Here is a 22,150-nt window from a genome sequence, read left to right as displayed (position 1 = left end):
ATGAGTCTGACCATTACGTTAACGGGAACCGGTGGCGCCCAGCTGGTGCCCGCCTTTGGCTGCGACTGTCCGGCCTGTCGCCGGGCGCGTTTGCAGGAGGATCATCGCCGTCGCCCCTGTAGCGCGGTGGTCAAATTCAATGATGCGGTGACGCTGCTCGATGCGGGGATCCCCCACCTGATGGACGACTGGCCGGCGGGCAGTTTTCAGCAGATTTTGCTCACCCATTACCACATGGACCATGTTCAGGGGCTGTTCCCGCTGCGCTGGGGCGTGGGAGCGACCATTCCGGTGTACGGCCCGCCGGATGAAAGCGGCTGCGACGATCTGTTTAAGCATCCCGGCATCCTCGACTTTAGCCACACCCTGGAGCCCTTTGTGGTGTTTGAACTGCAGGGTCTGCGGGTAACGCCGCTGCCGCTCAACCATTCGAAGCTGACCTTTGGCTATCTGCTGGAGAGCGCCCACAGCCGGGTGGCCTGGCTGTCCGATACCGCCGGGCTGCCGGATAAAACGGTGAAGTTTTTACTCAACAACCAGCCGCAGGCCATCGTGATTGACTGTAGCCACCCGCCGCGGGAAGAGACCCCGCGCAACCATTGCGATCTGAATACTGTTATTGCGCTCAATCAGGTGATTGGCTGTCCGCAGGTGATCCTGACCCATATCAGCCATGAGTTTGACGTGTGGATGATGGACAACCCGCTGCCGGAGGGGTTTGAGGCGGGGTATGACGGGATGGTGCTGGTGCTGGATTGAGGTCTGGTGCGGCCTTCTGCCGGGTGGCGGCTGCGCCTTACCCGGCCTACAAACCGTAGGCCCGTGCAAGCGAAGCGCCGCCGGACAATGGCATTACCGCCGATCGTAATCCTCTTCCAGCCTGCGCTCGTCATCTTCTAAACGACGACGGTCCTCATCCAGCTGGCGCTGACGTTCATCCAGCCGACGACGGCGATCGTCCAGCTGGCGCTGGCGTTCTTCATACTGCCGGTTATCGCTGCGGCGATTCTGATCGTAACGATCGTCGTCATCGTTGCTGCGATCGCTGTTGGGGTTGTAAGCGTCGTTGATGGCCTGCTGAATATTGCCGATCGTATCGTCAACGATATCGGCATGAGCCAGATGGCTGGTTAAAGAGAGCAGACCAAATAACAGAGCGGTAGAGTAACGTTTCATAAAGCCAGTCTCGCAGGTGGGCTAGCTTTACGGTAATAAACGGCGGGTGGGGCGAGTAGCGGAGGAATCTCAAATTCTCATCGCTTTTTGTAGCGCCTGCGCCAGCTGCGCCCGGGTAAAGGGTTTGCGCAGCAGCTCCACGTCCGGGAGCTGCGGGTTGTGAGCCGGACGCAGATCCTGGCCGCTCATCAACAGCACCGGCAGATGCGGGAACTGCTGGCGGACCTGCTGGATCACCTCCGCGCCGCTCAGCGTGCCGGGAAGCATTAAGTCGCTGATAAACATCTCGATATCCGCCGAGGCGCTCAGCATCTGTAATGCCTGCTCGCCGGTTTCGGCCTCCAGCGTCAGATAGCCCAGCTGGTGCAGCTGTTCGCACAGGGTCTGGCGGACATCGCTCTGATCGTCCAGCACCAGTACCAGCCGGTCGCTTTGCGCCGCTGCGGCAGCTGCCAGCGTTTCCGGCTGGGGAAGCGCCTGCTGCGTGGCGCGCGGCAGATGCAGCCGCACGGTGGTGCCCTGTCCGGGGGCGCTTTCGATCTCCACCCGCCCGCCGGACTGGCGCACGAAACCATACACCATCGACAGCCCCAGCCCGCTGCCGCTCCCGGTCTGCTTGGTGGTGAAGAAGGGTTCAAAGACCTGGGATTTGATGGCCTGCGACATGCCGCTGCCGTGGTCGATCACCTCCAGCGCCACCATATCCTGCCTGCGTCCGTCGCTGCGGGTGACGCGCTGGTTCCAGGTGCGAATTTTGATGGCGCCGGCGTGCCCTTCCATCGCATCGCGGGCGTTCATCACCAGGTTGATGATGGCGTTCTCGAGCTGGCTGACGTCAATCCACGCCGGCCACGCCGGGGTTTGCGCTTCGATCTCCAGGGCGATAGTGGCGGGCAGAGAGTGGCGCATCAGCTCGGCCAGGTTCTCCAGCAGGGGCTTCATCTCCACCGCGTGCGGGTTCAGGGACTGTTTGCGGGAGAAGGCCAGCAGACGCTGGGTCAACAGCGCCCCGCGCTCGGCGGCCTTCAGCGCCCGGCTGATGCGCGGCGCGTCCGGCGAATGGGGATCGGCAAGCTCCAGGCTGCCGATGATCACCGCCAGCAGATTGTTGAAATCATGCGCCAGCCCGCCCGTCAGCTGGCCCACCGCCTTCATCTTCTGGCTGTGCAGCAGCGCCTCTTCCAGCCCCTGACGTTCAATGCGATCCACCTCCATCTGCGAAGTCTTCTCTTTTAACAGCCGGGTGGTGTGCTCCAGCGACGCGGTATTGCGGGCAAAGACGTTGAACGCCCTCGCCAGCTCGCCCAGCTCATCCCGGCGCTGCAGCGCAGGCACCGAGACATCCTGCTCGCCGTGGGCCAGCCGCGACATCGCCCGGGAGATGGCGGTCAGGTTGGTGCCCAGGTTGCGGTAGATGTACCAGCAGGCAAAGGCGGTGATGATCAGCGCCAGCACGGCAAAAATAGTGATAAAGACGCTGATGGAGCGCAGCTCCTGATGGCTCTCGGCGGTGCGCAGCTGCGAGGCCTGCGCCACCTGCTCCACGTACTGATTGATGTCGCTGTTGAGGATCGCCACCAGCGCTTTGATGTGGAACATATACCAGCTGATGGAGAGATCGCTCTCCTCCAGCTGCCTGGAGAGCGGGCCGAGCTTGTTCAGCTCGGCGTTAAAATCAGGCAGGACGAGGCTCACCACCGGCTGCGTGACCCCCTGAGGCAACATCGCCGTCACCCTGTCCAGCTGCTGAATGGTCGCCCGCGGCGAGGGGGTTTCGATGGCGGCGACGATAAGGCGGTCCATCTCGCTGAGCAACCGGGCGTCGGGGACGTTACTGGCGAAGCGACGGTTGATGTCCTGCAGATGACGGAGATAGCTCTGGCTCTGGTAGAGCGAGCTCAGCAGAGCGTTACGCTCCAGATGGCGACGCTGCCCGCGCTCCAGCATCCCGGTTACGCTTCGCTGCAGCTCGTTGCTGCGCCGGATGATCCGCGCCACCAGCGCCGGCTCCTGCTGCGCCAGAGGAGCCCAGGCAAGCTGCTCCAGCGAATGGCCCAGCGCGGTCTGGGTCTGCTTGAGCCGGTTGGCTTCGTCTTTATACTCCAGCGCCCCCACCACCTGCGACAGCCGCACCGCCGCCGTCGCCACGTTGGCGGTTTCCCGCGCCAGGTTCATGCTGCCGTTCATGTCGTCCAGGGTCTGGCGCTGCACCTCCTCCTGAATATGGCTGGCGTGGCGAAAGCCCAGCACTGCCACGCCGCTGACCATTAACGTCACCGCCACCACCAGCAGATTAAAGATCAGCAGGCGGCCACGGGCGCTGGCGAAGAAGGGGGGACGGCGTGAGGGCATTAATTTTAGCTCCGCTGTAAGCATGTATTTTCCCCTCACCCCTCACCCTAACCCTCTCCCCATAGGGGAGAGGGAACTTGAACACCCTCTCCCACAGGGAGAGGGGGAAAAAGCGGGGAATTGTGACGGCGGTTAACTATTCAGAACTATGACAAATATGAACGACTTCTGACATTTTGCATTTACCGGGCTGTGATGAAGTGCGGATATCGAACGTCACAGGAGATCCGCCATGAGCAGGACCCCGGTTTTAGAGATGCGCAACATTGCCAAAACCTTTGGCAGTTTCCACGCGCTGAAGGGTGTGGATCTGACGGTCTTTCCCGGTGAGATCCACGCTTTAATGGGTGAAAACGGCGCCGGAAAAAGCACGCTGATGAAAATTCTCGCCGGGGCTTACATCGCCACCAGCGGCGAGATCCTGATCGACGGCAAGCCGTTTCACATCAAAGGCCCGAAGGACGCGCTGGCCGCGGGCATCACCCTGATTTATCAGGAGATGCAGCTGGCACCGAACCTCACCGTGGCCGAAAACATCTTCCTCGGCAGCGAGCTGTCGCGCGGCGGGCTGGTGCAGCGCAGAGAGATGGCGGCCCAGGCCCAGGCGGTGATTGACCGCCTCGGCGCTCACTTTAAGGCCACCGACCTGGTGATGAAACTGACCATCGCCGAGCAGCAGCAGGTGGAGATTGCCCGGGCGCTGCACCGCAACAGCCGCATTCTGGTGATGGATGAACCTACCGCCGCCCTCTCGTCGCGGGAAACCCACCGTCTGTTTGAGCTGATTATGCGTCTGCGCGATGAGGGGATGGCGATTATCTATATCAGCCACCGTATGGCGGAGGTCTATGAACTGTCGGACCGCGTCAGCGTGCTGCGTGACGGCCAGTACGTCGGCAGCCTGACCCGCGACAAGCTCAACGCCTCCGAGCTGGTGCGGATGATGGTCGGGCGGCCCTTAAGCGATCTGTTTAACAAGGAGCGCGATATCCCGCTCGGCAGCCCGCGTCTTAACGTCCATCACCTCACCGACGGCAGCAAAGTACAGCCCTGCAGCCTGCTGGTGCGCTCCGGCGAAATCGTCGGCCTCGCCGGGCTGGTGGGGGCCGGGCGTTCGGAGCTGGCCCAGCTGATTTTCGGCGTGCGCAAAGCGACGGGCGGCATGATAGAGGTGGACGGCGAGCCGGTGGTGATCCACTCCCCGCGCGCCGCCATCGACCACGGGATCGGCTTTTTAACCGAGAACCGCAAGGAGCAGGGGCTGTTTCTCGAGCTGGCGGCGCAGGAGAACATCACCATGGCGACGCTGGAGCGCGACGCCACTTTCGGCTGGCTCAACCGCAAAAAAGCGCAGTCGATCTCCGATGACGCCATCGCCCTGCTCAATATTCGCGTGCCGCATTCCCAGGTGCGGGCGGGCGGACTTTCCGGTGGCAATCAGCAAAAGCTGCTTATCTCCCGCTGGGTGGCGATTGGCCCGCGCATTCTGATCCTCGATGAACCGACCCGCGGCGTGGACGTCGGCGCCAAAAGCGAGATCTACCGGATCATGAACCAGATGGCGCGCAAAGGGGTGGCGATCCTGATGATCTCCAGCGAACTGCCGGAAGTGGTCGGCATGAGCGATCGCGTGTATGTGATGCGCGAAGGGAGCATTGCCGGGGAGCTGCACCGGAGCGATATCTCTCAGGAAAATATAATGACGCTTGCAACCGGCGTGAACGACTCTCATCACCAGGCGGTAAAATCATGAGCCAACAAAACAGTCCGCAACAGGTGGCCAAAGCGGCCTCCGCCAAAAAAATGCTGATGGGCGATCTGATGCAAACCATCGGTATCCTGCCGATATTGATCCTGATTGTCGCGGTATTTGGCTTTATCGCGCCTAACTTCTTTACCGAAAGCAACCTGCTGAACATCACCCGTCAGGCGTCGATCAACATCGTGCTGGCGGCGGGGATGACCTTCATCATTCTGACCGGCGGCATCGACCTCTCGGTGGGGTCGATTCTGGGCACCACGGCGGTGGCGGCGATGGTGGTATCGCTGATGCCGGAGCTGTCCATGCTCTCGGTCCCGGCGGCATTGATGCTCGGCATGGTGCTGGGGCTGTTCAACGGGGCGCTGGTGGCCTTTGCCGGGCTACCGCCCTTTATCGTCACGCTCGGCACCTATACGGCGCTGCGCGGGGCGGCCTACCTGCTGGCCGACGGCACGACGGTTATCAACTCCAGCATCAGCTTTGAGTGGATCGGCAATAACTACCTCGGGCCGGTGCCGTGGCTGGTGGTGATTGCCCTGGCGGTGATTGCCGTCTGCTGGTTCATCCTGCGCCGCACCACCCTTGGGGTACACATCTACGCGGTGGGCGGCAACATGCAGGCCGCACGCTTAACGGGGATTAAGGTCTGGCTGGTGCTGCTGTTTGTCTACGGCATGAGCGGCCTGTTGTCGGGCCTCGGCGGGGTGATGAGCGCCTCCAGGCTCTACAGCGCCAACGGCAACCTGGGCACCGGCTATGAGCTGGACGCCATCGCGGCGGTGATCCTCGGCGGTACCAGCTTCGTCGGCGGCATCGGCACCATCACCGGCACGCTGGTGGGGGCGCTAATTATCGCTACCCTCAACAACGGCATGACGCTGATGGGCGTCTCCTACTTCTGGCAACTGGTGATCAAAGGGGCGGTGATCATCATTGCGGTACTGATCGACAAATACCGTACCCGACACCATCAAAGTGCATAACAACAATATTTCCCTAAATCATTCTGGTCGCAGGAAGGCGGCAAGTGAGTGAATCCCGATGAGCTTACTGTAGTAAGTGATTCGGGTGAATGAGCGCAACCAACGCATCTGCGGTCAGAAGGATGACGGGAAACCCTACGTGAGGAATACAGCATGAAATTGAAGCCCTTAGTTACCGCGCTCTGTGCTGGCGCACTGCTTGCAGCAAGCCCGTTTGTCCAGGCCAAAGAGCTGAAATCCATCGGCGTGACGGTGGGCGATCTGGCGAACCCGTTCTTTGTGCAGATCACCAAGGGGGCGGAGTTGGAAGCGCGCAAGCTGGCGGGTGATAACGTGAAAGTAACCCTGGTTTCCAGCGGCTACGATCTCGGCCAGCAGGTTTCTCAGATTGATAATTTTATCGCGGCGAAGGTCGATATGATAATTCTCAACGCCGCTGACTCGAAAGGGATCGGCCCGGCGGTAAAGCGCGCTAAAGATGCCGGGATTGTGGTGGTGGCGGTTGACGTGGCGGCAGAAGGTGCCGATGCCACTATCACCTCCAACAACACCCAGGCCGGTGAACTAGCCTGTAAGCTGATTACCGACCGTCTGAAAGGCAAAGGCAACGTGGTGATCATCAACGGACCGCCGGTCTCTGCGGTACAGAACCGTGTGGAAGGGTGCCAGAATGAGTTCAAAAAGCATCCGGATATCAAGGTGCTCTCGGATAACCAGAACGCCAAAGGCAGCCGCGAAGGCGGGCTGGAAGTCATGACCTCCCTGCTGGCGGCCAATCCGAAGATCGACGGCGTGTTTGCGATCAACGATCCAACGGCGATCGGTGCCGATCTGGCAGCCAAACAGGCGCAACGTAGCGAGTTCTTTATCGTTGGCGTGGATGGCTCACCGGATGCCGAAGAGGCCCTGAAGCGTGAAAACTCTCTGTTCATCGCGACCCCTGCCCAGGATCCGCAGGTGATGGCGGCGAAAGCGGTGGAGATCGGCTATGACATTCTGCAGGGCAAACCTGCGCCGAAAGAGCCGGTTCTGATCCCGGTGACGATGATCGATAAGAACAGCGTCGGCACCTATAAGGGCTGGACGGTGAAGTAAATGTTCACGTTCCCTCTCCCCTGTGGGGAGAGGGTCAGGGTGAGGGGTCTTTATGAAACGCTCCGAAATCAACGAAATCCTCGGCCACACGCGGCAGTTTTTCTCCATGCACGATGTGCATCTGCCCCCTTTTGCCAGCTTTCCCCCTGCCCGCTGGCAGCAGCTTGAGGCTGACGCCTGGCGCGAAGTGTTCGAGCTACGTCTCGGCTGGGACGTGACCGCCTTCGGCGGGGACAATTTTGCGGCGCAGGGGCTGACCCTGTTTACCCTGCGTAACGGTTCGCCCGGCGGCAAGCCGTGGGCCAGATGCTATGCGGAAAAGATCATGCACGTGCGCGACGGCCAGGTAACGCCCCTGCACTTCCACTGGCGCAAGCGCGAGGACATCATCAACCGCGGCGGCGGCAATCTGATTGTGGAGTTGTGGAACGCCGATGAGGATGAGCAGAAAGAGGATGGCGATATCATCGTCTCCATCGACGGATGCCAGCAGACCCACGTCGCGGGCAGCCATATCCGTCTCACGCCGGGAGAGAGCATCTGCCTGCCGCCCGGTTTGTATCACAGCTTCTGGGGTGAAGCGGGCTTTGGGGATGTGCTGGTCGGGGAAGTCTCTTCAGTGAATGACGACGACACCGACAACCACTTCCTGCAACCCACCGCCCGCTATAACCACATTGATGAAGACGAACCGGCCGTGCTGGTGTTGTGTAACGAGTACAGCCTGTTTCGCCCGTAAGGAGTCACTGATGCCGCTTATCTCTCTCGCTGAAGGGCTGGCGCACGCCCGGGAACACCGTTACGCGCTGGGGGCCTTTAACGTCCTCGACTCTCACTTCCTGCGCGCGCTGTTTGCCGCGGCCCGCCAGGAGAACTCGCCTTTTATCATCAACATTGCCGAAGTGCATTTTAAGTACGTATCGCTCGACTCCCTGGTGGAGGCGGTAAAGTTCGAAGCCGCCCGGCATGACATTCCGGTGGTGCTGAATCTCGATCACGGCCTGCATTTCGAGGCGGTGGTACGGGCGCTGCGCTTAGGGTTCAGCTCGGTGATGTTCGATGGCTCAGCCCTCAGCTACGAGGAGAATATTCGCCAGACGCGGGAGGTGGTGAAGATGTGCCACGCGGTTGGCGTGTCGGTGGAGGCGGAGCTGGGCGCGGTGGGTGGCGATGAGGGCGGTGCCCTGTACGGCCACGCCGACGAAGCCTTTTTCACCGACCCTGCCCTGGCGCGGGAATATGTCGACCAGACCGGCATCGACGCCCTGGCGGTGGCCATCGGCAATGCCCACGGCAAGTACAAGGGCGAGCCAAAGCTCGATTTTGCGCGTCTTGACGCCATCCGCCAGCAAACCGGCCTGCCGCTGGTGCTGCACGGCGGGTCCGGGATCAGCGACGCCGATTTCCGCCGCGCCATTGAGCTCGGGATCCACAAAATCAACTTCTACACCGGCATGTCTCAGGCGGCGCTGGCGGCGGTGGAGCAGCGCATGGCTAACCGACAGCCGCTGTACGATGAGTTTGCCGAACTGCTGCTGGGCATCGAAGAGGCCATTACCGACACCGTCGCCGCGCAGATGCGGACCTTTGGCAGCGCGGGGTTTGCCTGATGGAACGCCGGGGAATTATCGCGGCGGGGAATATGCTGGTGGATCACGTCCACCAGATTGTGCAGTGGCCGGAGCGCGGCTGGCTGGCGGAGATCACCCACAGCGAGCGCGCCACCGGCGGCGCACCGCTCAACGTGCTGTTAACCCTGGCGAAAATGCACGCCGGGATGCCGCTGCAGGCGGTCGGGCTGGTAGGAGACGATCACGACGGGGATTATATTCTCGCCATGCTCGACCAGTATCACGTCAACCGCCAGCGGGTGCAGCGCACCACCTTCGCCCCGACCTCCATGTCGCAGGTGATGACCGACCCCAGCGGCCAGCGCACCTTTTTCCACTCGCCGGGGGCCAACCGCCTGCTGGATCTGCCCGCCTTTGACCGGCTCGATCTCAGCATGAAGATTTTCCATCTGGGCTATCTGCTGCTGCTCGACAGCCTGGATATGCCGGACGAGGAGTTCGGCACCCGCAGCGCGCGGCTGCTGGCCCAGATGCGCGCTGCGGGGTTTAAGACCTCTCTAGACCTGGTGTCGCGCAAGGGCGATCCGCGCTATCAGCCGCTGGTGCTCCCTGCCCTGCGTCATCTCGACTATCTGGTGATCAACGAGCTGGAGGCGGGCGAATTCAGCGGCCTGCACATGCGTGACGATAACGATGCCCCGGCGATCGCCCACATCGCCACTGCCGCAGAGCAATTGCTGAAGGCGGGGGTCAACGCCAGGGTGGTGATCCACTGTCCGGAAGGGGCATGGGGTCAGGAGCCGGGCCAGGAAGGGAGCTGGATCCCCTCGTGGCGGCTGACGCAGGCTGAGATTGTCGGCAGCGTCGGCGCGGGCGATGCCTTCTGCGCCGGTTTTTTGTATGGCTGCCACGAGTCGATGTCGCTGACGGAGAGTATTCAGCTGGCGCACGCCTGCGCGCGGGCGAGCCTTTTGGCGGCCAACGCCATCGACGGGGCGAAAACGTTGCAGGAATTACAGCTGTTTATCGCCGAAAACCGTCTGGTTTAGGCCGCCCTGTCGCCATGCTGGACGTCGGCGGCAAACACGTAACCCAGCCCGCGGATGGTTTTAATCAGCAGCGGCTGGTGGGGGTTGATTTCGATTTTGCGGCGCAGGCGCATGATCAACACATCAATGGTGCGGTCAAACACCTCCGCGCTTTCGCTGTGGGTCAGCTCCAGAAGCTGTTCCCGGCTCAGCACCCGACGGGCGTTTTGCGTCAGCGCCAGCAGCAGACCGTATTCACCCTGGGTCAGGGGGACCACGCTGCCCGCGGCGTCAATCAGCTCACAGCGGGCGGTATCCAGCGTCCAGCCGTTAAAGCTAATTCCACCCGCCCGGGCGACGGCCGCAGGTTCCGCCGCCAGCGCGCCGGTGCGGCGCAGCACGGCTTTGACGCGGGCCACCACCACCCGGGGGTTGAAGGGTTTACCGATATAATCGTCGGCCCCCATCTCAAGGCCCACCACCACATCCGACTCGCTGCCGAGGCCCGTGAGCATGATCACCGGCAGCTCAGGACGCTGCTTTTGCAGCTGCTGCAACACCTGCAGGCCGTTGATATCCGGCAGCATCATATCCAGCAGCACCAGGGCAATATCCGGCTGCCGGGCCAGACGCAGGGCATCCTGACCGTTGTGGCACACATGGACGGTAAAGACGTGCTCGTTGAGGACGTCCTGCAACAGTTCGCAGACCGCGGTGTCGTCATCGACCACCAGAATTGCTGGTTTCATCACGGGATCCCATAGAGAAGATAACAATCATTCTGGCCCATTCTGTGCAAGGCTCCAGCCCAAACGCCCTTTCCGTCTCGGATCTTCAACCGCCGTCACATCCCCGTCACTTCCGCTGCGACATTTTTTGCAGCTCGCCTGCTTCTGGTCAGGGTTTTGACCAGGATTCGCCCGTAAAGTCTGGGAAAAACCACAACAAGGATGTGGCATAGAAGCTGCATACTACACCGACACATCAGCATCATTTGATATGGAGCGAGAGCGATGAAAAACGTCATCACGGTTTGCCCCTATTGCGCATCAGGTTGCAAGATCAACCTGGTGGTCGATAACGGCAATATTGTCCGGGCGGAGGCCGCCGACGGCAAAACCAACCAGGGCAAGCTGTGCCTGAAGGGCTACTTTGGCTGGGATTTTATCAACGATACCCAAATCCTGACCCCGCGCCTGAAAACCCCGATGATCCGCAGAGAACGCGGCGGCAAGCTGGAAGCCGTCTCCTGGGATGACGCGCTGGATTATGTCGCCAGCCGTCTCAGCGCTATCAAAGCAAAGCACGGCCCCGACGCGATCCAGACCACCGGCTCCTCACGCGGTACCGGAAATGAAACCAACTACCTGATGCAGAAGTTTGCCCGCGCCGTTATCGGCACCAACAACGTCGACTGCTGCGCGCGCGTCTGACACGGCCCCTCGGTTGCAGGTCTGCACCAGTCGGTCGGTAATGGCGCCATGAGCAATGCCATCAACGAGATTGATAATACTGCGTTAGTGTTTATTTTCGGCTATAACCCGGCGGATTCGCACCCCATCGTTGCGAATCACATTCTGCGCGCGAAGCAGAACGGGGCGAAAATTATCGTCTGCGATCCGCGGCGCATTGAAACCGCGCGCATTGCCGATATGCATATCGCGTTGCGAAACGGCTCGAATATCGCCCTGCTCAATGCCATCGGGCAGGTGATTATTGCAGAGGATCTCTACGATCGGGCTTTCGTTGCCACCCGCACGGAAGGCTTTGAGGAATACAGAAAAATCGTCGAAAGCTATACGCCGGAGTCGGTGGAAGCCATTACCGGCGTAAGCGCCCGGGAGATCCGTCAGGCCGCGCGCCTGTATGCCGGGGCGGAAACGGCCACCCTGCTGTGGGGAATGGGCGTCACCCAGTTCTGGCAGGGGGTGGAAACGGTACGGGCGCTGACCAGCCTCGCCATGCTGACCGGCAATCTCGGGAAAGCCCATGTCGGGGTCAACCCGGTGCGCGGGCAGAATAACGTTCAGGGGGCCTGCGATATGGGAGCCCTGCCGGATACCTATCCGGGCTATCAGTACGTTAAGTTTCCGGAAAACCGCGAGAAATTCGCCAAAGCCTGGGGCGTCGAGAGCCTGCCAGCGCACACCGGCTACCGTATCAGCGAGCTACCGCACCGCGCGGCCCACAAAGAGGTGCGGGCGGCGTACATCATGGGTGAAGATCCGCTCCAGACGGATGCCGAACTGTCGGCGGTGCGTAAGGCCTTTGACGATCTGGAGCTGGTGATTGTCCAGGATATCTTTATGACCAAAACCGCGGCGGCGGCGGATGTTGTCCTGCCGTCCACCTCCTGGGGCGAGCATGAAGGGGTCTACACCGCAGCCGATCGCGGCTTCCAGCGCTTCTTCAAAGCGGTGGAGCCGAAGTGGGATCTGAAAACCGACTGGCAGATTATCAGCGAGATCGCGACCCGGATGGGTTATCCGATGCACTACGACAACACGCAGCAGATCTGGGATGAGCTGCGCCAGCTCTGTCCGGGCTTTAAAGGCGCGACCTACGAGAAGATGGGCGAGCTGGGTTATATCCAGTGGCCGTGCCGGGACGAGTCCCCGGAGGACCAGGGCACCTCGTACCTGTTCGCGGAGAAATTCGATACTCCGAACGGGCTGGCGCAGTTCTTCACCTGCGACTGGATGGCGCCGATGGACAAGCTCTCGCCGGAGTATCCGATGGTGCTCTCCACCGTGCGCGAAGTGGGCCATTACTCCTGCCGCTCCATGACCGGCAACTGTGCTGCGCTGTCGGCGCTGGCCGATGAGCCCGGCTATGTGCAAATCAACACTGACGATGCCAAACAGCTGGGCATTGAGGATGAGGCGCTGGTGTGGGTCAACTCCCGCAAGGGCCGGGTGATCACCCGGGCGCAGGTGAGCGATCGTCCCAACAAAGGTGCGGTCTACATGACCTACCAGTGGTGGATTGGCGCCTGCAACGAGCTGGTGACGGAAAACCTGAGCCCGATAACCAAAACACCTGAATATAAATATTGTGCCGTACGTGTCGAGCCGATAGCGGATCAGGCTGCCGCCGAGCAGTATGTTATTGATGAATATAATTTGCTGAAAAAACGGTTACGGGAAACCGCAATGGGTTAATTTAATTAATGGAACCACGAATAAAAGGGGGTGAAATATTCACTCCCTTTTTATTTGGGGATTTTAGAATTTGAAAAACGAATATTATTTCGCGAGCATGATTCCAGAGAAATGTAATTTCGCACAAAGAGAATTACATCTTTTCTTTTTACTTCATGAGGATAAGATTAGCGGCGGGTGCTTAAGACTTTCTGTCTTAAGCCGTATTGAGGGACAGAAAGTGAAAAACCCCGGCAATGTTTCCATTAACCGGGGGCTATCCCTCAACTCCCAACAAGTTGAGGATAGCCCCTTATTCTTTTCTTAGCAAGGAGTAAAGGGCATGACGCCATTTAAAACTGTGTTAGGCATAATACTTATTATTTGCCTGACCATAATACTATTCGCCTTTATTAATCGCGGCACGTTATGCGACCTTAAAATATACCCTAAATAATTCGAGTTGCATGAAGGCGGCGACGCAGCGAATCCCCAGGAGCTTACTCTGGTAAGTGACTGGGGTGAGCGAGGAAAGCCAACGCACAGGCAACTTGAAGTATGACGGGTATAAAGAGTGAACAATATGAAGTGGCGTCTAATTAGCCTGCGCAGCGGGTTAACGTTAGTGGGCGGGGAAACCCGCCCGGCTTGTGGGAGGTTGAGGTCTTAATGCACCCATTTTTTTCTTCACATAGCGCGCTTATACTGCCCGCTATGTACCCCTAAGAAAATAACGCATGAAACACCTTTATCTGTTGTTGATACTTTTTACTTCACTTGCGAACGCCGAGGAGATTGGCGGTCAGTACCTGAAGCAGGCCGAGGCGGGCGACAGCCGTGCCCAGTATTATCTTGCCGAAACGTATTACAGTTCGGGCGATGATAAGCAGGCCGAAATGTGGGCCGAAAAAGCGGCCAAAGGCGGCGACGTGGACGCCATGGCGCTGCTGTCACAGATTAAGTTTAAGCACGGCGATCTGGCGCAGGCGAAAGGGCTGGCGCAGCAGGCCACCGTGGCGGACAGTTCGCCGGGGGCGGTGATGCTGGCGCGGCTGCTGGTGAATACCCGGGCGGGGAAAACCGACTATCCGCAGGCGCTGAGCTTGCTGCATAAAGTCGCAGAGAATACCGAAGATGACGCCGCCGTCGATGCCCGGTTGCTGCTGGGGCTGATCTACGCCAACGGCGTGGAGGTGGCGCAGGATGACGTGCAGGCCGCGCAGTGGTTTAAGCAGAGCTCTACCCTCTCGCGCACCGGTTACGCCGAATACTGGGCGGGCAAGGTGTTTCAGCAGGGCGAGGCCGGGTTTATCACCCCGAATAAACAGAAGGCGCTGTACTGGTTAAATCTGAGCTGTAGCGAAGGGTTTGATACCGGATGCGAGGAGTTTGATGCGTTAAGCGGGGAGTAACCGTGCGGTCTGTCTGCCGGGGGCGCTTCGCTTGCCCGGCCTACAGGACCGTAGGCCGGGTTAGCGCTAGCGCCACCCGGCTTTCTTATTTACTGGTCAGCGGTCTTATCAAAACGACCCAGCACTTCGCGCTCGTACGCCAGCGCTTTCTTACGGTCGAATTTGTGTTCCCACTTGGCAATCACCAGCACTGCCAGGGCATTACCCACCACGTTCAGCGCGGTACGCGCCATGTCGAGGATACGGTCAACACCGGCAATAAACGCCAGGCCTTCCAGCGGAATACCCACGCTTCCCAGGGTCGCCAGCAGTACCACAAAGGATACGCCCGGCACGCCGGCAATCCCTTTTGAGGTCACCATCAGGGTCAGCACCAGTACGATCTCCTGCCACAGGGAGAGGTCGATCCCGTACAGCTGGGCGATAAAGATGGCGGCGATACTCTGGTACAGCGTCGAACCGTCGAGGTTAAAGGAGTACCCGGTCGGTACCACGAAGCTGGTGATCGACGCCGGTGCCCCGTAGGCTTCCATCTTCTCGATTATGCGCGGCAGTACGCTTTCGGAGCTGGCGGTGGAGTACGCCAGAATCAGCTCGTCTTTCAGGATGCGGATCAAAATCCAGATGCTCAGCCCGCACATGCGCGCCACCAGCCCCAGCACCACCAGGGCGAAGAAGATAATCGCGAAGTGAACCAGGATCACCAGCTTCGCCAGCGGCCACAGGGAGGCAAAACCGAAGTTCGCCACCGTCACCGAGATCAGCGCAAAGACGCCGACCGGGGCATAGCGCATCACCATGTGGGTCACTTTGAACATGGTTTCAGAGATGGAGCGGAACACGGTCACCAGCGGCTCGCGGTGGGTGGACGGCAGCGACGCCAGCCCCAGACCGAACAGCACCGAGAAGAAGATGATAGGCAGCATTTCGCCCTTCGCCATCGACGCCACGATATTGGTCGGCACCAGCGACAGGATAGTGCCCATCAGGCCATGAGCATGGCTTTGCACATCGGCGGTCGTGCTTTGGTATTTCGAAATATCCACCGTCGCCAGCTGCGACATATCAATGCCGGCACCAGGCTGGAACACATTCGCCAGCGTGATACCAAGAATGATGGCCACCGTAGTGATCACTTCGAAATAAAGGATGGTTTTTGCGCCGATGCGGCCCAGCTGCTTCGCGTCACCGACCCCGGCAATCCCTACTACCAGCGTCGAGATGACAATCGGCACCACAATCATCTTGATCAGATGAATAAAGATATCACCGGCAGGCGACAGGAGGTTGGCGATCAGCCATTCGCGGCTGTCACTGTGATAATGCAGATAACTACCCAGCAAGATACCCAGCACAAGGGCCAGCAAAATTTGCCAGGCCAGGCTGACTTTCAAATTTTTCATGACAAGAAACTTCCTCAATGAAGTGTTCGTACTCGTAAAACGAAGGGGACGACACATACTGAAAGGGTATGAATTGTGTTGCGTTCATTTATGGGGTTTTTTAACGCGCGGTATCAGTACCACTTGCACGGCATGCTGCGCAAGCCTTTCAGAACAAGGCATTTGACTGACAAAAGAGGTTGTTACGCTAATTTGTGTTGATGATGAAAAATAACCTTTTGTTATAAAAAAACTTTTTTATCCATAAAAGCAAATAATCCTTAAGAGCAATTATTTTTCTTCAAAGTGTCATTTGCTCGTTTTTTGTACTCTGTAACATTTGCGTGATCTGTCGCCCAAAAAGTAAACAAAGCTGGCAAAGCCCCTACAATTAACGTTTTTGCGACATATTATTAACATCCTACAAGGAGAACAAAAACCATGAGCCAAGTCCATAAACACGACATTCCCGCAAATATTGCGGACCGCTGCCTGATTAACCCGGAGCAGTACCAGGAGAAGTATCAGCAGTCCATCACCAACCCTGACGCCTTCTGGGGCGAGCAGGGCAAAATCCTTGACTGGATCACCCCGTACCAGACGGTCAAGAACACCTCTTTTGCCCCAGGCAACGTCTCGATTAAATGGTATGAAGACGGCACCCTGAACCTGGCCGCTAACTGCCTGGATCGCCATCTTGCCGAGCGCGGGGACCAGACGGCAATCATCTGGGAAGGCGACGACGCCACCCAGAGCAAAAATATCACCTACCGCGAACTGCACCGCGACGTCTGCCGCTTTGCCAACGTGCTGTTGGCCCAGGGCATCCGGAAAGGCGACGTGGTGGCTATCTATATGCCGATGGTGCCGGAAGCGGCCGTGGCGATGCTGGCCTGCGCCCGCATCGGTGCGGTGCATTCCGTAATCTTTGGCGGCTTTTCACCGGAAGCGGTGGCCGGACGTATTATCGACTCCAGTTCAAAACTGGTGATCACCGCCGACGAAGGCGTGCGTGCAGGCCGTGCCGTTCCGCTGAAAAAGAACGTCGATGACGCGCTGAAAAACCCGAATGTGAACAGCGTTAACAGCGTGATTGTGCTGAAGCGCACCGGCAATGCCATTGAATGGCATGAAGGCCGCGACCTGTGGTGGAGCGACCTGATTGAGCAGGCCAGCGACCAGCACCAGCCGGAAGCGATGAACGCCGAAGATCCGCTGTTTATCCTTTATACCTCCGGCTCTACCGGCAAGCCGAAGGGCGTGCTGCACACCACCGGCGGCTATCTGGTCTATGCGGCCACCACCTTTAAGTATGTCTTTGATTATCATCAGGGCGATATCTACTGGTGCACCGCCGACGTGGGCTGGGTCACCGGTCACAGCTACCTGCTCTACGGCCCGCTGGCGTGTGGCGCTACCACCCTGATGTTCGAAGGCGTACCAAACTGGCCGACCCCGGCGCGTATGAGCCAGGTGGTGGACAAACATCAGGTCAATATTCTCTACACCGCCCCGACCGCTATTCGCGCCCTGATGGCGGAAGGCGACAAGGCGATCGAAGGCACCGACCGCTCCTCCCTGCGCATCCTCGGGTCCGTGGGCGAGCCGATCAACCCGGAAGCCTGGGAGTGGTACTGGAAGAAGATCGGTAATGAGAAGTGCCCGGTGGTCGACACCTGGTGGCAGACCGAAACCGGCGGGTTCATGATCACCCCGCTGCCGGGCGCGACCCAGCTGAAAGCCGGCTCTGCGACCCGTCCGTTCTTTGGCGTGCAGCCTGCGCTGGTGGATAACGAAGGCACACCGCTGGAAGGTGCCACCGAGGGCAACCTGGTGATCGTCGACTCCTGGCCTGGCCAGGCGCGTACCCTGTTTGGCGATCACGATCGCTTTGAGCAGACCTACTTCTCCACCTTCAAAAACATGTACTTCAGCGGCGACGGCGCGCGTCGTGATGAAGATGGCTACTACTGGATCACCGGTCGCGTGGACGACGTGCTCAACGTCTCCGGCCACCGTCTGGGTACCGCAGAGATTGAATCGGCGCTGGTGTCGCATCCGAAGATTGCCGAAGCGGCCGTGGTCGGTATTCCGCACAACATCAAAGGCCAGGCGATCTACGCCTACGTCACGCTGAACCACGGCGAAGAGCCGTCGCCGGAGCTGTACACCGAAGTGCGTAACTGGGTGCGTAAAGAGATTGGCCCGCTTGCCACCCCGGACGTGCTGCACTGGACCGACTCGCTGCCGAAAACCCGCTCCGGCAAGATCATGCGCCGTATTCTGCGCAAGATTGCGGCGGGCGATACCAGCAATTTAGGCGACACCTCAACGCTCGCCGATCCTGGCGTGGTGGACAAGCTGCTCGAAGAGAAGCAGGCCATCGCAATGCCATCGTAATTTGTTTTCTCCCTCTCCCCTCACCCTAACCCTCTCCCCAAAGGGGAGAGGGGACTAAAAAAAACCAACCTTACCTTTGGAGATTCTGTGATGAATGAAAATATTTGTCAGCAGATAGAGAACAGTGCGCACTACAGGGAGCTCGTGGATAAACGGCAACGGTTTGCCTTCATGTTATCTATCATCATGTTAATCATTTACGTTGGCTTTATTCTGCTTATTGCCTTCGCCCCACACTGGCTCGGTACCCCATTACATGCGGGTACCAGCGTGACCCGCGGCATCCCTATCGGTATCGGCGTGATCGTGATTTCGTTCGTGCTGACCGCGGTGTATGTCATTCGTGCTAACGGTGAGTTCGACCGTCTGAATAAAGCGGTTCTGCGTGAGGTAAAAGCATCATGAAGAGAGTCCTGACGGCGCTTGCCGCCACCCTCCCCTTTGCGGCAAATGCCGCCGATGCCATTGGCGGCGCGGTGGAACGCCAGCCAACCAACTGGCAGGCGATTGTGATGTTCCTGATCTTCGTGGTGCTGACGCTGTACATTACTTACTGGGCGTCAAAACGTGTGCGCTCCCGCAACGATTACTATACCGCGGGCGGCAACATTACCGGTTTCCAGAACGGGCTGGCGATTGCCGGTGACTTTATGTCGGCGGCCTCGTTCCTTGGCATCTCCGCGCTGGTCTACACCTCCGGCTACGACGGGCTGATTTACTCCCTCGGCTTCCTCGTCGGCTGGCCGATTATTCTGTTCCTGATCGCCGAACGTCTGCGTAACCTCGGGCGTTACACCTTTGCCGACGTGGCCTCCTATCGCCTGAAGCAGGGGCCGATCCGTACCCTTTCCGCCTGCGGCTCGCTGGTGGTGGTGGCCCTGTACCTGATCGCCCAGATGGTAGGTGCCGGTAAGCTGATCCAGCTGCTGTTCGGCCTGAACTACCATGTCGCGGTAGTGCTGGTGGGCGTGCTGATGGTGATGTACGTCCTGTTTGGCGGCATGCTCGCCACCACCTGGGTGCAGATCATCAAAGCCGTGCTGCTGCTGTTCGGTGCCAGCTTTATGGCCTTTATGGTGATGAAGCACGTCGGCTTCAGCTTCAATAACCTGTTCAGCGAAGCAATGGCGGTTCACCCGAAAGGCGAAGCGATCATGAGCCCGGGCGGGCTGGTGAAAGATCCGATCTCGGCGCTGTCGTTAGGCCTCGGCCTGATGTTTGGTACTGCGGGCCTGCCGCACATTCTGATGCGTTTCTTCACCGTGTCAGATGCGCGTGAAGCGCGTAAGAGCGTGCTCTACGCCACCGGCTTTATGGGTTACTTCTATATCCTGACCTTTATCATCGGCTTCGGTGCCATCATGCTGGTGGGTGCAAACCCGGCCTTCAAGGATGCGGCAGGCGCGCTGATTGGCGGCAACAACATGGCGGCGGTGCACCTGGCTGACGCGGTGGGCGGCAACCTGTTCCTCGGCTTTATCTCCGCCGTGGCCTTCGCCACCATCCTGGCGGTGGTAGCGGGCCTGACCCTGGCCGGAGCCTCTGCGGTCTCCCACGACCTCTATGCCAACGTCTGGCGTAAAGGCGCTTCCGAGCGCGATGAGCTGAAAGTCTCCAAAATCACCGTCCTGGTGCTGGGTGTGGTGGCGATCCTGCTGGGTATCCTGTTCGAAAACCAGAACATCGCCTTTATGGTGGGACTGGCCTTCTCGATTGCGGCGAGCTGTAACTTCCCGATCATTCTGCTCTCCATGTACTGGTCAAAACTGACCACCCGTGGTGCGATGGTTGGTGGCTGGCTGGGCCTGCTGACGGCGGTGATCCTGATGATCCTCGGCCCGACCATCTGGGTGCAGATCCTCGGTCACGAAAAAGCCATCTTCCCTTACGAATACCCGGCGCTGTTCTCCATCGCGGTGGCGTTCATTGGGATCTGGATCTTCTCCGCCACGGATAACTCGGCGGAAGGAAATCTGGAGCGTGAGAAGTTCCGCGCCCAGTTTATCCGTTCCCAGACTGGCCTCGGCGTTGAGCAGGGCCGCGCGCACTAAAATCCCCTCCCCGGCCGCTGGTCGGGGATCACATTTTTTCCCCCTTCAGGTGACGTTAATCACGTCACCAAAACAGAAAAAGCCGACGCGCATCACAGGCTTTATCTGCAATCCGCTAAGACCATCACACTTTTCCCGATTTCACGCCGATCCTCCGCTTTCCCTCCGCGCGCAATACAGACAACCCTGGCCGCAGTTTTTATGCTTTAGTTACCGCGACTCGCTGAGGCTTCTGGCAAAGCGCTGCAGGCGCTCCGGGCTCAGCAGCAGCGGCAGGAACAAAGGCCCGCTGACGGGCGGGTTCGCCAGCCAGCGTTCCAGGGTATCGGCGTAGTGCAGCAGGCGCTGCTGATGCTTCTGCAGGGTATCAGCGGGCAGGCTGCTTGCGCCGTAGTGGTCAAGCCACAGCACGTCGGTAACGGCGGCGGCCACATGGGAAAACATCTGGCTGTAGATCTCCGCGCTGCGCCAGGCGGCCAGCAGGATCTCCAGGGTGTCGTCCGGGCAGGTCATGCGCGGCATCAGCTCCCGCAGGTTTTGCAGCGTGCGTGATGCGAGAAAGCAGGCGGCCTCTTTTTCCAGCGCCACCCGCTCACGCTGCTCTTTGCCAGCCGCAGGATCGTCAGCGGGCATCAGCGGCTGCCAGGCGTGCAGCCAGTTGGCGCTGCGGGTATCCATATGCAGCAGCTGCTGCGCCTGGGCAATGCTCTCCGGGATCTGGCTCTGGTAGTGCAGCCGTCGGCCAAGAAAGTTTGGCGTTTTACACAGCCAGTCGTAGCTGGCGTGGACGATAGTCGCGAGCTGATGTTTGTCCTGCAGGGAGCGAAAGCCCAGCTGATGATGCTCGGCCCAGCGCGTGAAAGTACCGGGCAGCGCCGCATCGGCGGCCTGGTTGGCGGCAGAGAGGCCGAAGAGGTTGATGGCGTTGACGGAGTCCATCACCCGGCTGTCGGGCAGCCACTGCCAGCTCACCCGGGAGGTGATGGCTTCGATTTCGTTCTCTGCGGCGCTGAGCGCCCAGCTTAAGCGGCCGCCGATCTCATCGGCCAGATAGCACGGCAGCGCGGTCCAGCCGTAGCCGGTGCCGAAGAGATCGTACTCGATCCACTTTTTATGCCCCGGCAGGGTGGCGATGTGCGGGTGGTTGGCAAAGCCGGGATGGTAATCCAGCTCGGTGGCTTTTACCGATGCGCGCACGTCGTCCGGGAGCGTCGCCAGCATGTTTGAGAGCTGCTGCCGCGGCCAGCTGTTATCGATGAAGTCGCGCAGGATGAGCTTCTTGCCCCGGGCGCGCAGCAGGCTCCAGACATCATGCAGGCTTTGCTGCCAGCGGCTGGTCTGAAAGTCCGGCGTCGTCAGGCTGAGAATAATTCCGCCGAGATGGGGCAGCGCAGGTAATAACGGATGCAATATCGCGGCATAAAAATGCTGCCAGAAATCGGGCGCGCTTTTTTCGTCGAAGGTCAGTTCAGGAAATTTACGCTTAATAATGTCGTCATTGGGCGCGGCCTCACCCTGAAGCCAGAACGATAAATTATTTTCCGCCAGATAACTGTCGACCCGCTTTAAATAGTGCAGGGCGTAATGTTGCTGATGAATAAGGTTCTCGACGTTGAGTTTCTGGCTTAACGGCGAGGGCGTCGCAAGTACTGAAAGCAGTTCCTGTTGGTGCAGGATGATGCCGGTGAAGCCGTGCTGTTTCGCGCTTTTTACGCCCTGAATAAACCAGGGCCAGTGCCAGATAAAAGTGCTGTTCAGCTCCATCAGTTGATGGGGAATACGTTTCATTGCGTCACCT

The 22,150-nt window shown here is 59.2% G+C and carries 18 protein-coding genes; 13 read left to right on the top strand and 5 right to left on the bottom strand.

Features of this window, described 5'->3' with window-relative positions:
• Complete coding sequence (gene phnP, locus FFB58_RS12510) at nt 1–759, top strand: phosphonate metabolism protein PhnP (RefSeq protein ID WP_138370048.1); 759 nt, start codon at nt 1–3, stop codon at nt 757–759.
• 93 nt (nt 760–852) lie between these two features.
• Here phnP and yjdP read toward each other — a convergent pair whose 3' ends face one another.
• Nucleotides 853–1,176 (bottom strand): DDRRRQL repeat protein YjdP, encoded by a 324-nt coding sequence (gene yjdP / locus FFB58_RS12505; protein WP_138370047.1) that lies wholly within the window; start codon nt 1,174–1,176, stop codon nt 853–855.
• 69 nt (nt 1,177–1,245) lie between these two features.
• Nucleotides 1,246–3,528, bottom strand: a complete 2,283-nt coding sequence (locus tag FFB58_RS12500; protein ID WP_138370046.1) for a hybrid sensor histidine kinase/response regulator — start codon at nt 3,526–3,528, stop codon at nt 1,246–1,248.
• 232 nt (nt 3,529–3,760) lie between these two features.
• Between FFB58_RS12500 and FFB58_RS12495 the strand changes: the two genes are divergently transcribed.
• The 6 genes from FFB58_RS12495 (at nt 3,761) to FFB58_RS12470 (ending at nt 9,988) form a co-directional block, all read left to right on the top strand.
• Entirely contained in the window at nt 3,761–5,281 is a 1,521-nt protein-coding gene (locus tag FFB58_RS12495) for a sugar ABC transporter ATP-binding protein (RefSeq protein WP_039031975.1), read from the top strand.
• Complete coding sequence (locus FFB58_RS12490) at nt 5,278–6,273, top strand: ribose ABC transporter permease (protein ID WP_039031974.1); 996 nt, start codon at nt 5,278–5,280, stop codon at nt 6,271–6,273. The genes FFB58_RS12495 and FFB58_RS12490 overlap by 4 nt, the downstream gene beginning before the upstream one ends.
• A 153-nt stretch (nt 6,274–6,426) precedes the next feature.
• Nucleotides 6,427–7,368, top strand: a complete 942-nt coding sequence (locus FFB58_RS12485; RefSeq protein ID WP_138370045.1) for an ABC transporter substrate-binding protein — start codon at nt 6,427–6,429, stop codon at nt 7,366–7,368.
• A 52-nt stretch (nt 7,369–7,420) separates the two neighbouring features.
• The gene (locus FFB58_RS12480; protein ID WP_138370044.1) at nt 7,421–8,107 is read left to right on the top strand and encodes a D-lyxose/D-mannose family sugar isomerase; all 687 of its coding nucleotides are present in this window, start codon (nt 7,421–7,423) and stop codon (nt 8,105–8,107) included.
• A 10-nt stretch (nt 8,108–8,117) separates the two neighbouring features.
• Nucleotides 8,118–8,978: a ketose 1,6-bisphosphate aldolase gene (locus FFB58_RS12475; RefSeq protein WP_039031971.1), complete on the top strand. Its 861-nt coding sequence runs from the start codon at nt 8,118–8,120 to the stop codon at nt 8,976–8,978.
• The gene (locus FFB58_RS12470) at nt 8,975–9,988 is read left to right on the top strand and encodes a carbohydrate kinase family protein (protein ID WP_138370043.1); all 1,014 of its coding nucleotides are present in this window, start codon (nt 8,975–8,977) and stop codon (nt 9,986–9,988) included. The genes FFB58_RS12475 and FFB58_RS12470 overlap by 4 nt, the downstream gene beginning before the upstream one ends.
• On the opposite strand, the gene FFB58_RS12465 is transcribed toward FFB58_RS12470, so the two are convergent.
• Entirely contained in the window at nt 9,985–10,716 is a 732-nt protein-coding gene (locus tag FFB58_RS12465; RefSeq protein ID WP_138370042.1) for a response regulator transcription factor, read from the bottom strand. The genes FFB58_RS12470 and FFB58_RS12465 overlap by 4 nt on opposite strands.
• A gap of 264 nt (nt 10,717–10,980) precedes the next feature.
• On the opposite strand from FFB58_RS12465, the gene fdhF reads away from it, so the two are divergent.
• The 3 genes from fdhF (at nt 10,981) to FFB58_RS12450 (ending at nt 14,519) form a co-directional block, all read left to right on the top strand.
• Entirely contained in the window at nt 10,981–13,128 is a 2,148-nt protein-coding gene (gene fdhF / locus FFB58_RS12460) for a formate dehydrogenase subunit alpha (RefSeq protein WP_138370041.1), read from the top strand.
• A 322-nt stretch (nt 13,129–13,450) separates the two neighbouring features.
• Nucleotides 13,451–13,564 (top strand): Hok/Gef family protein, encoded by a 114-nt coding sequence (locus FFB58_RS12455; protein WP_138370040.1) that lies wholly within the window; start codon nt 13,451–13,453, stop codon nt 13,562–13,564.
• A gap of 280 nt (nt 13,565–13,844) precedes the next feature.
• Nucleotides 13,845–14,519 carry a tetratricopeptide repeat protein gene (locus FFB58_RS12450; RefSeq protein WP_138370039.1) on the top strand — a complete coding sequence of 225 codons (675 nt, stop codon included), beginning with the start codon at nt 13,845–13,847 and terminating at the stop codon, nt 14,517–14,519.
• A gap of 89 nt (nt 14,520–14,608) precedes the next feature.
• Here FFB58_RS12450 and gltP read toward each other — a convergent pair whose 3' ends face one another.
• A complete protein-coding gene (gene gltP, locus FFB58_RS12445) occupies nt 14,609–15,922 on the bottom strand; it encodes a glutamate/aspartate:proton symporter GltP (RefSeq protein WP_039031964.1) in 1,314 nt (437 codons plus the stop codon).
• A gap of 420 nt (nt 15,923–16,342) precedes the next feature.
• Between gltP and acs the strand changes: the two genes are divergently transcribed.
• From acs to actP, 3 genes are all read left to right on the top strand, one after another.
• Complete coding sequence (gene acs / locus FFB58_RS12440; protein WP_138370038.1) at nt 16,343–18,301, top strand: acetate--CoA ligase; 1,959 nt, start codon at nt 16,343–16,345, stop codon at nt 18,299–18,301.
• Nucleotides 18,302–18,391: 90 nt separating this feature from the next.
• On the top strand, nt 18,392–18,706 hold the full coding sequence (locus FFB58_RS12435) for a DUF485 domain-containing protein (RefSeq protein ID WP_138370037.1): 315 nt from the start codon (nt 18,392–18,394) through the stop codon (nt 18,704–18,706).
• Nucleotides 18,703–20,352 (top strand): cation/acetate symporter ActP, encoded by a 1,650-nt coding sequence (actP, locus tag FFB58_RS12430; RefSeq protein ID WP_039031962.1) that lies wholly within the window; start codon nt 18,703–18,705, stop codon nt 20,350–20,352. Before FFB58_RS12435 ends, actP begins: the two co-directional genes overlap by 4 nt.
• A gap of 210 nt (nt 20,353–20,562) precedes the next feature.
• Here the strand turns inward: actP and FFB58_RS12425 are convergent, their stop codons facing one another.
• A complete protein-coding gene (locus tag FFB58_RS12425) occupies nt 20,563–22,140 on the bottom strand; it encodes a hypothetical protein (RefSeq protein WP_138370036.1) in 1,578 nt (525 codons plus the stop codon).
• Nucleotides 22,141–22,150 lie beyond the last annotated feature (10 nt).

The sequence above is a fragment of the Enterobacter sp. MF024 genome (genome assembly GCF_005843915.1).
GTDB classification, from domain to species: Bacteria; Pseudomonadota; Gammaproteobacteria; order Enterobacterales; family Enterobacteriaceae; genus Enterobacter; species Enterobacter barmai.
This window is presented reverse-complemented; position numbering and strand designations above follow the sequence as displayed.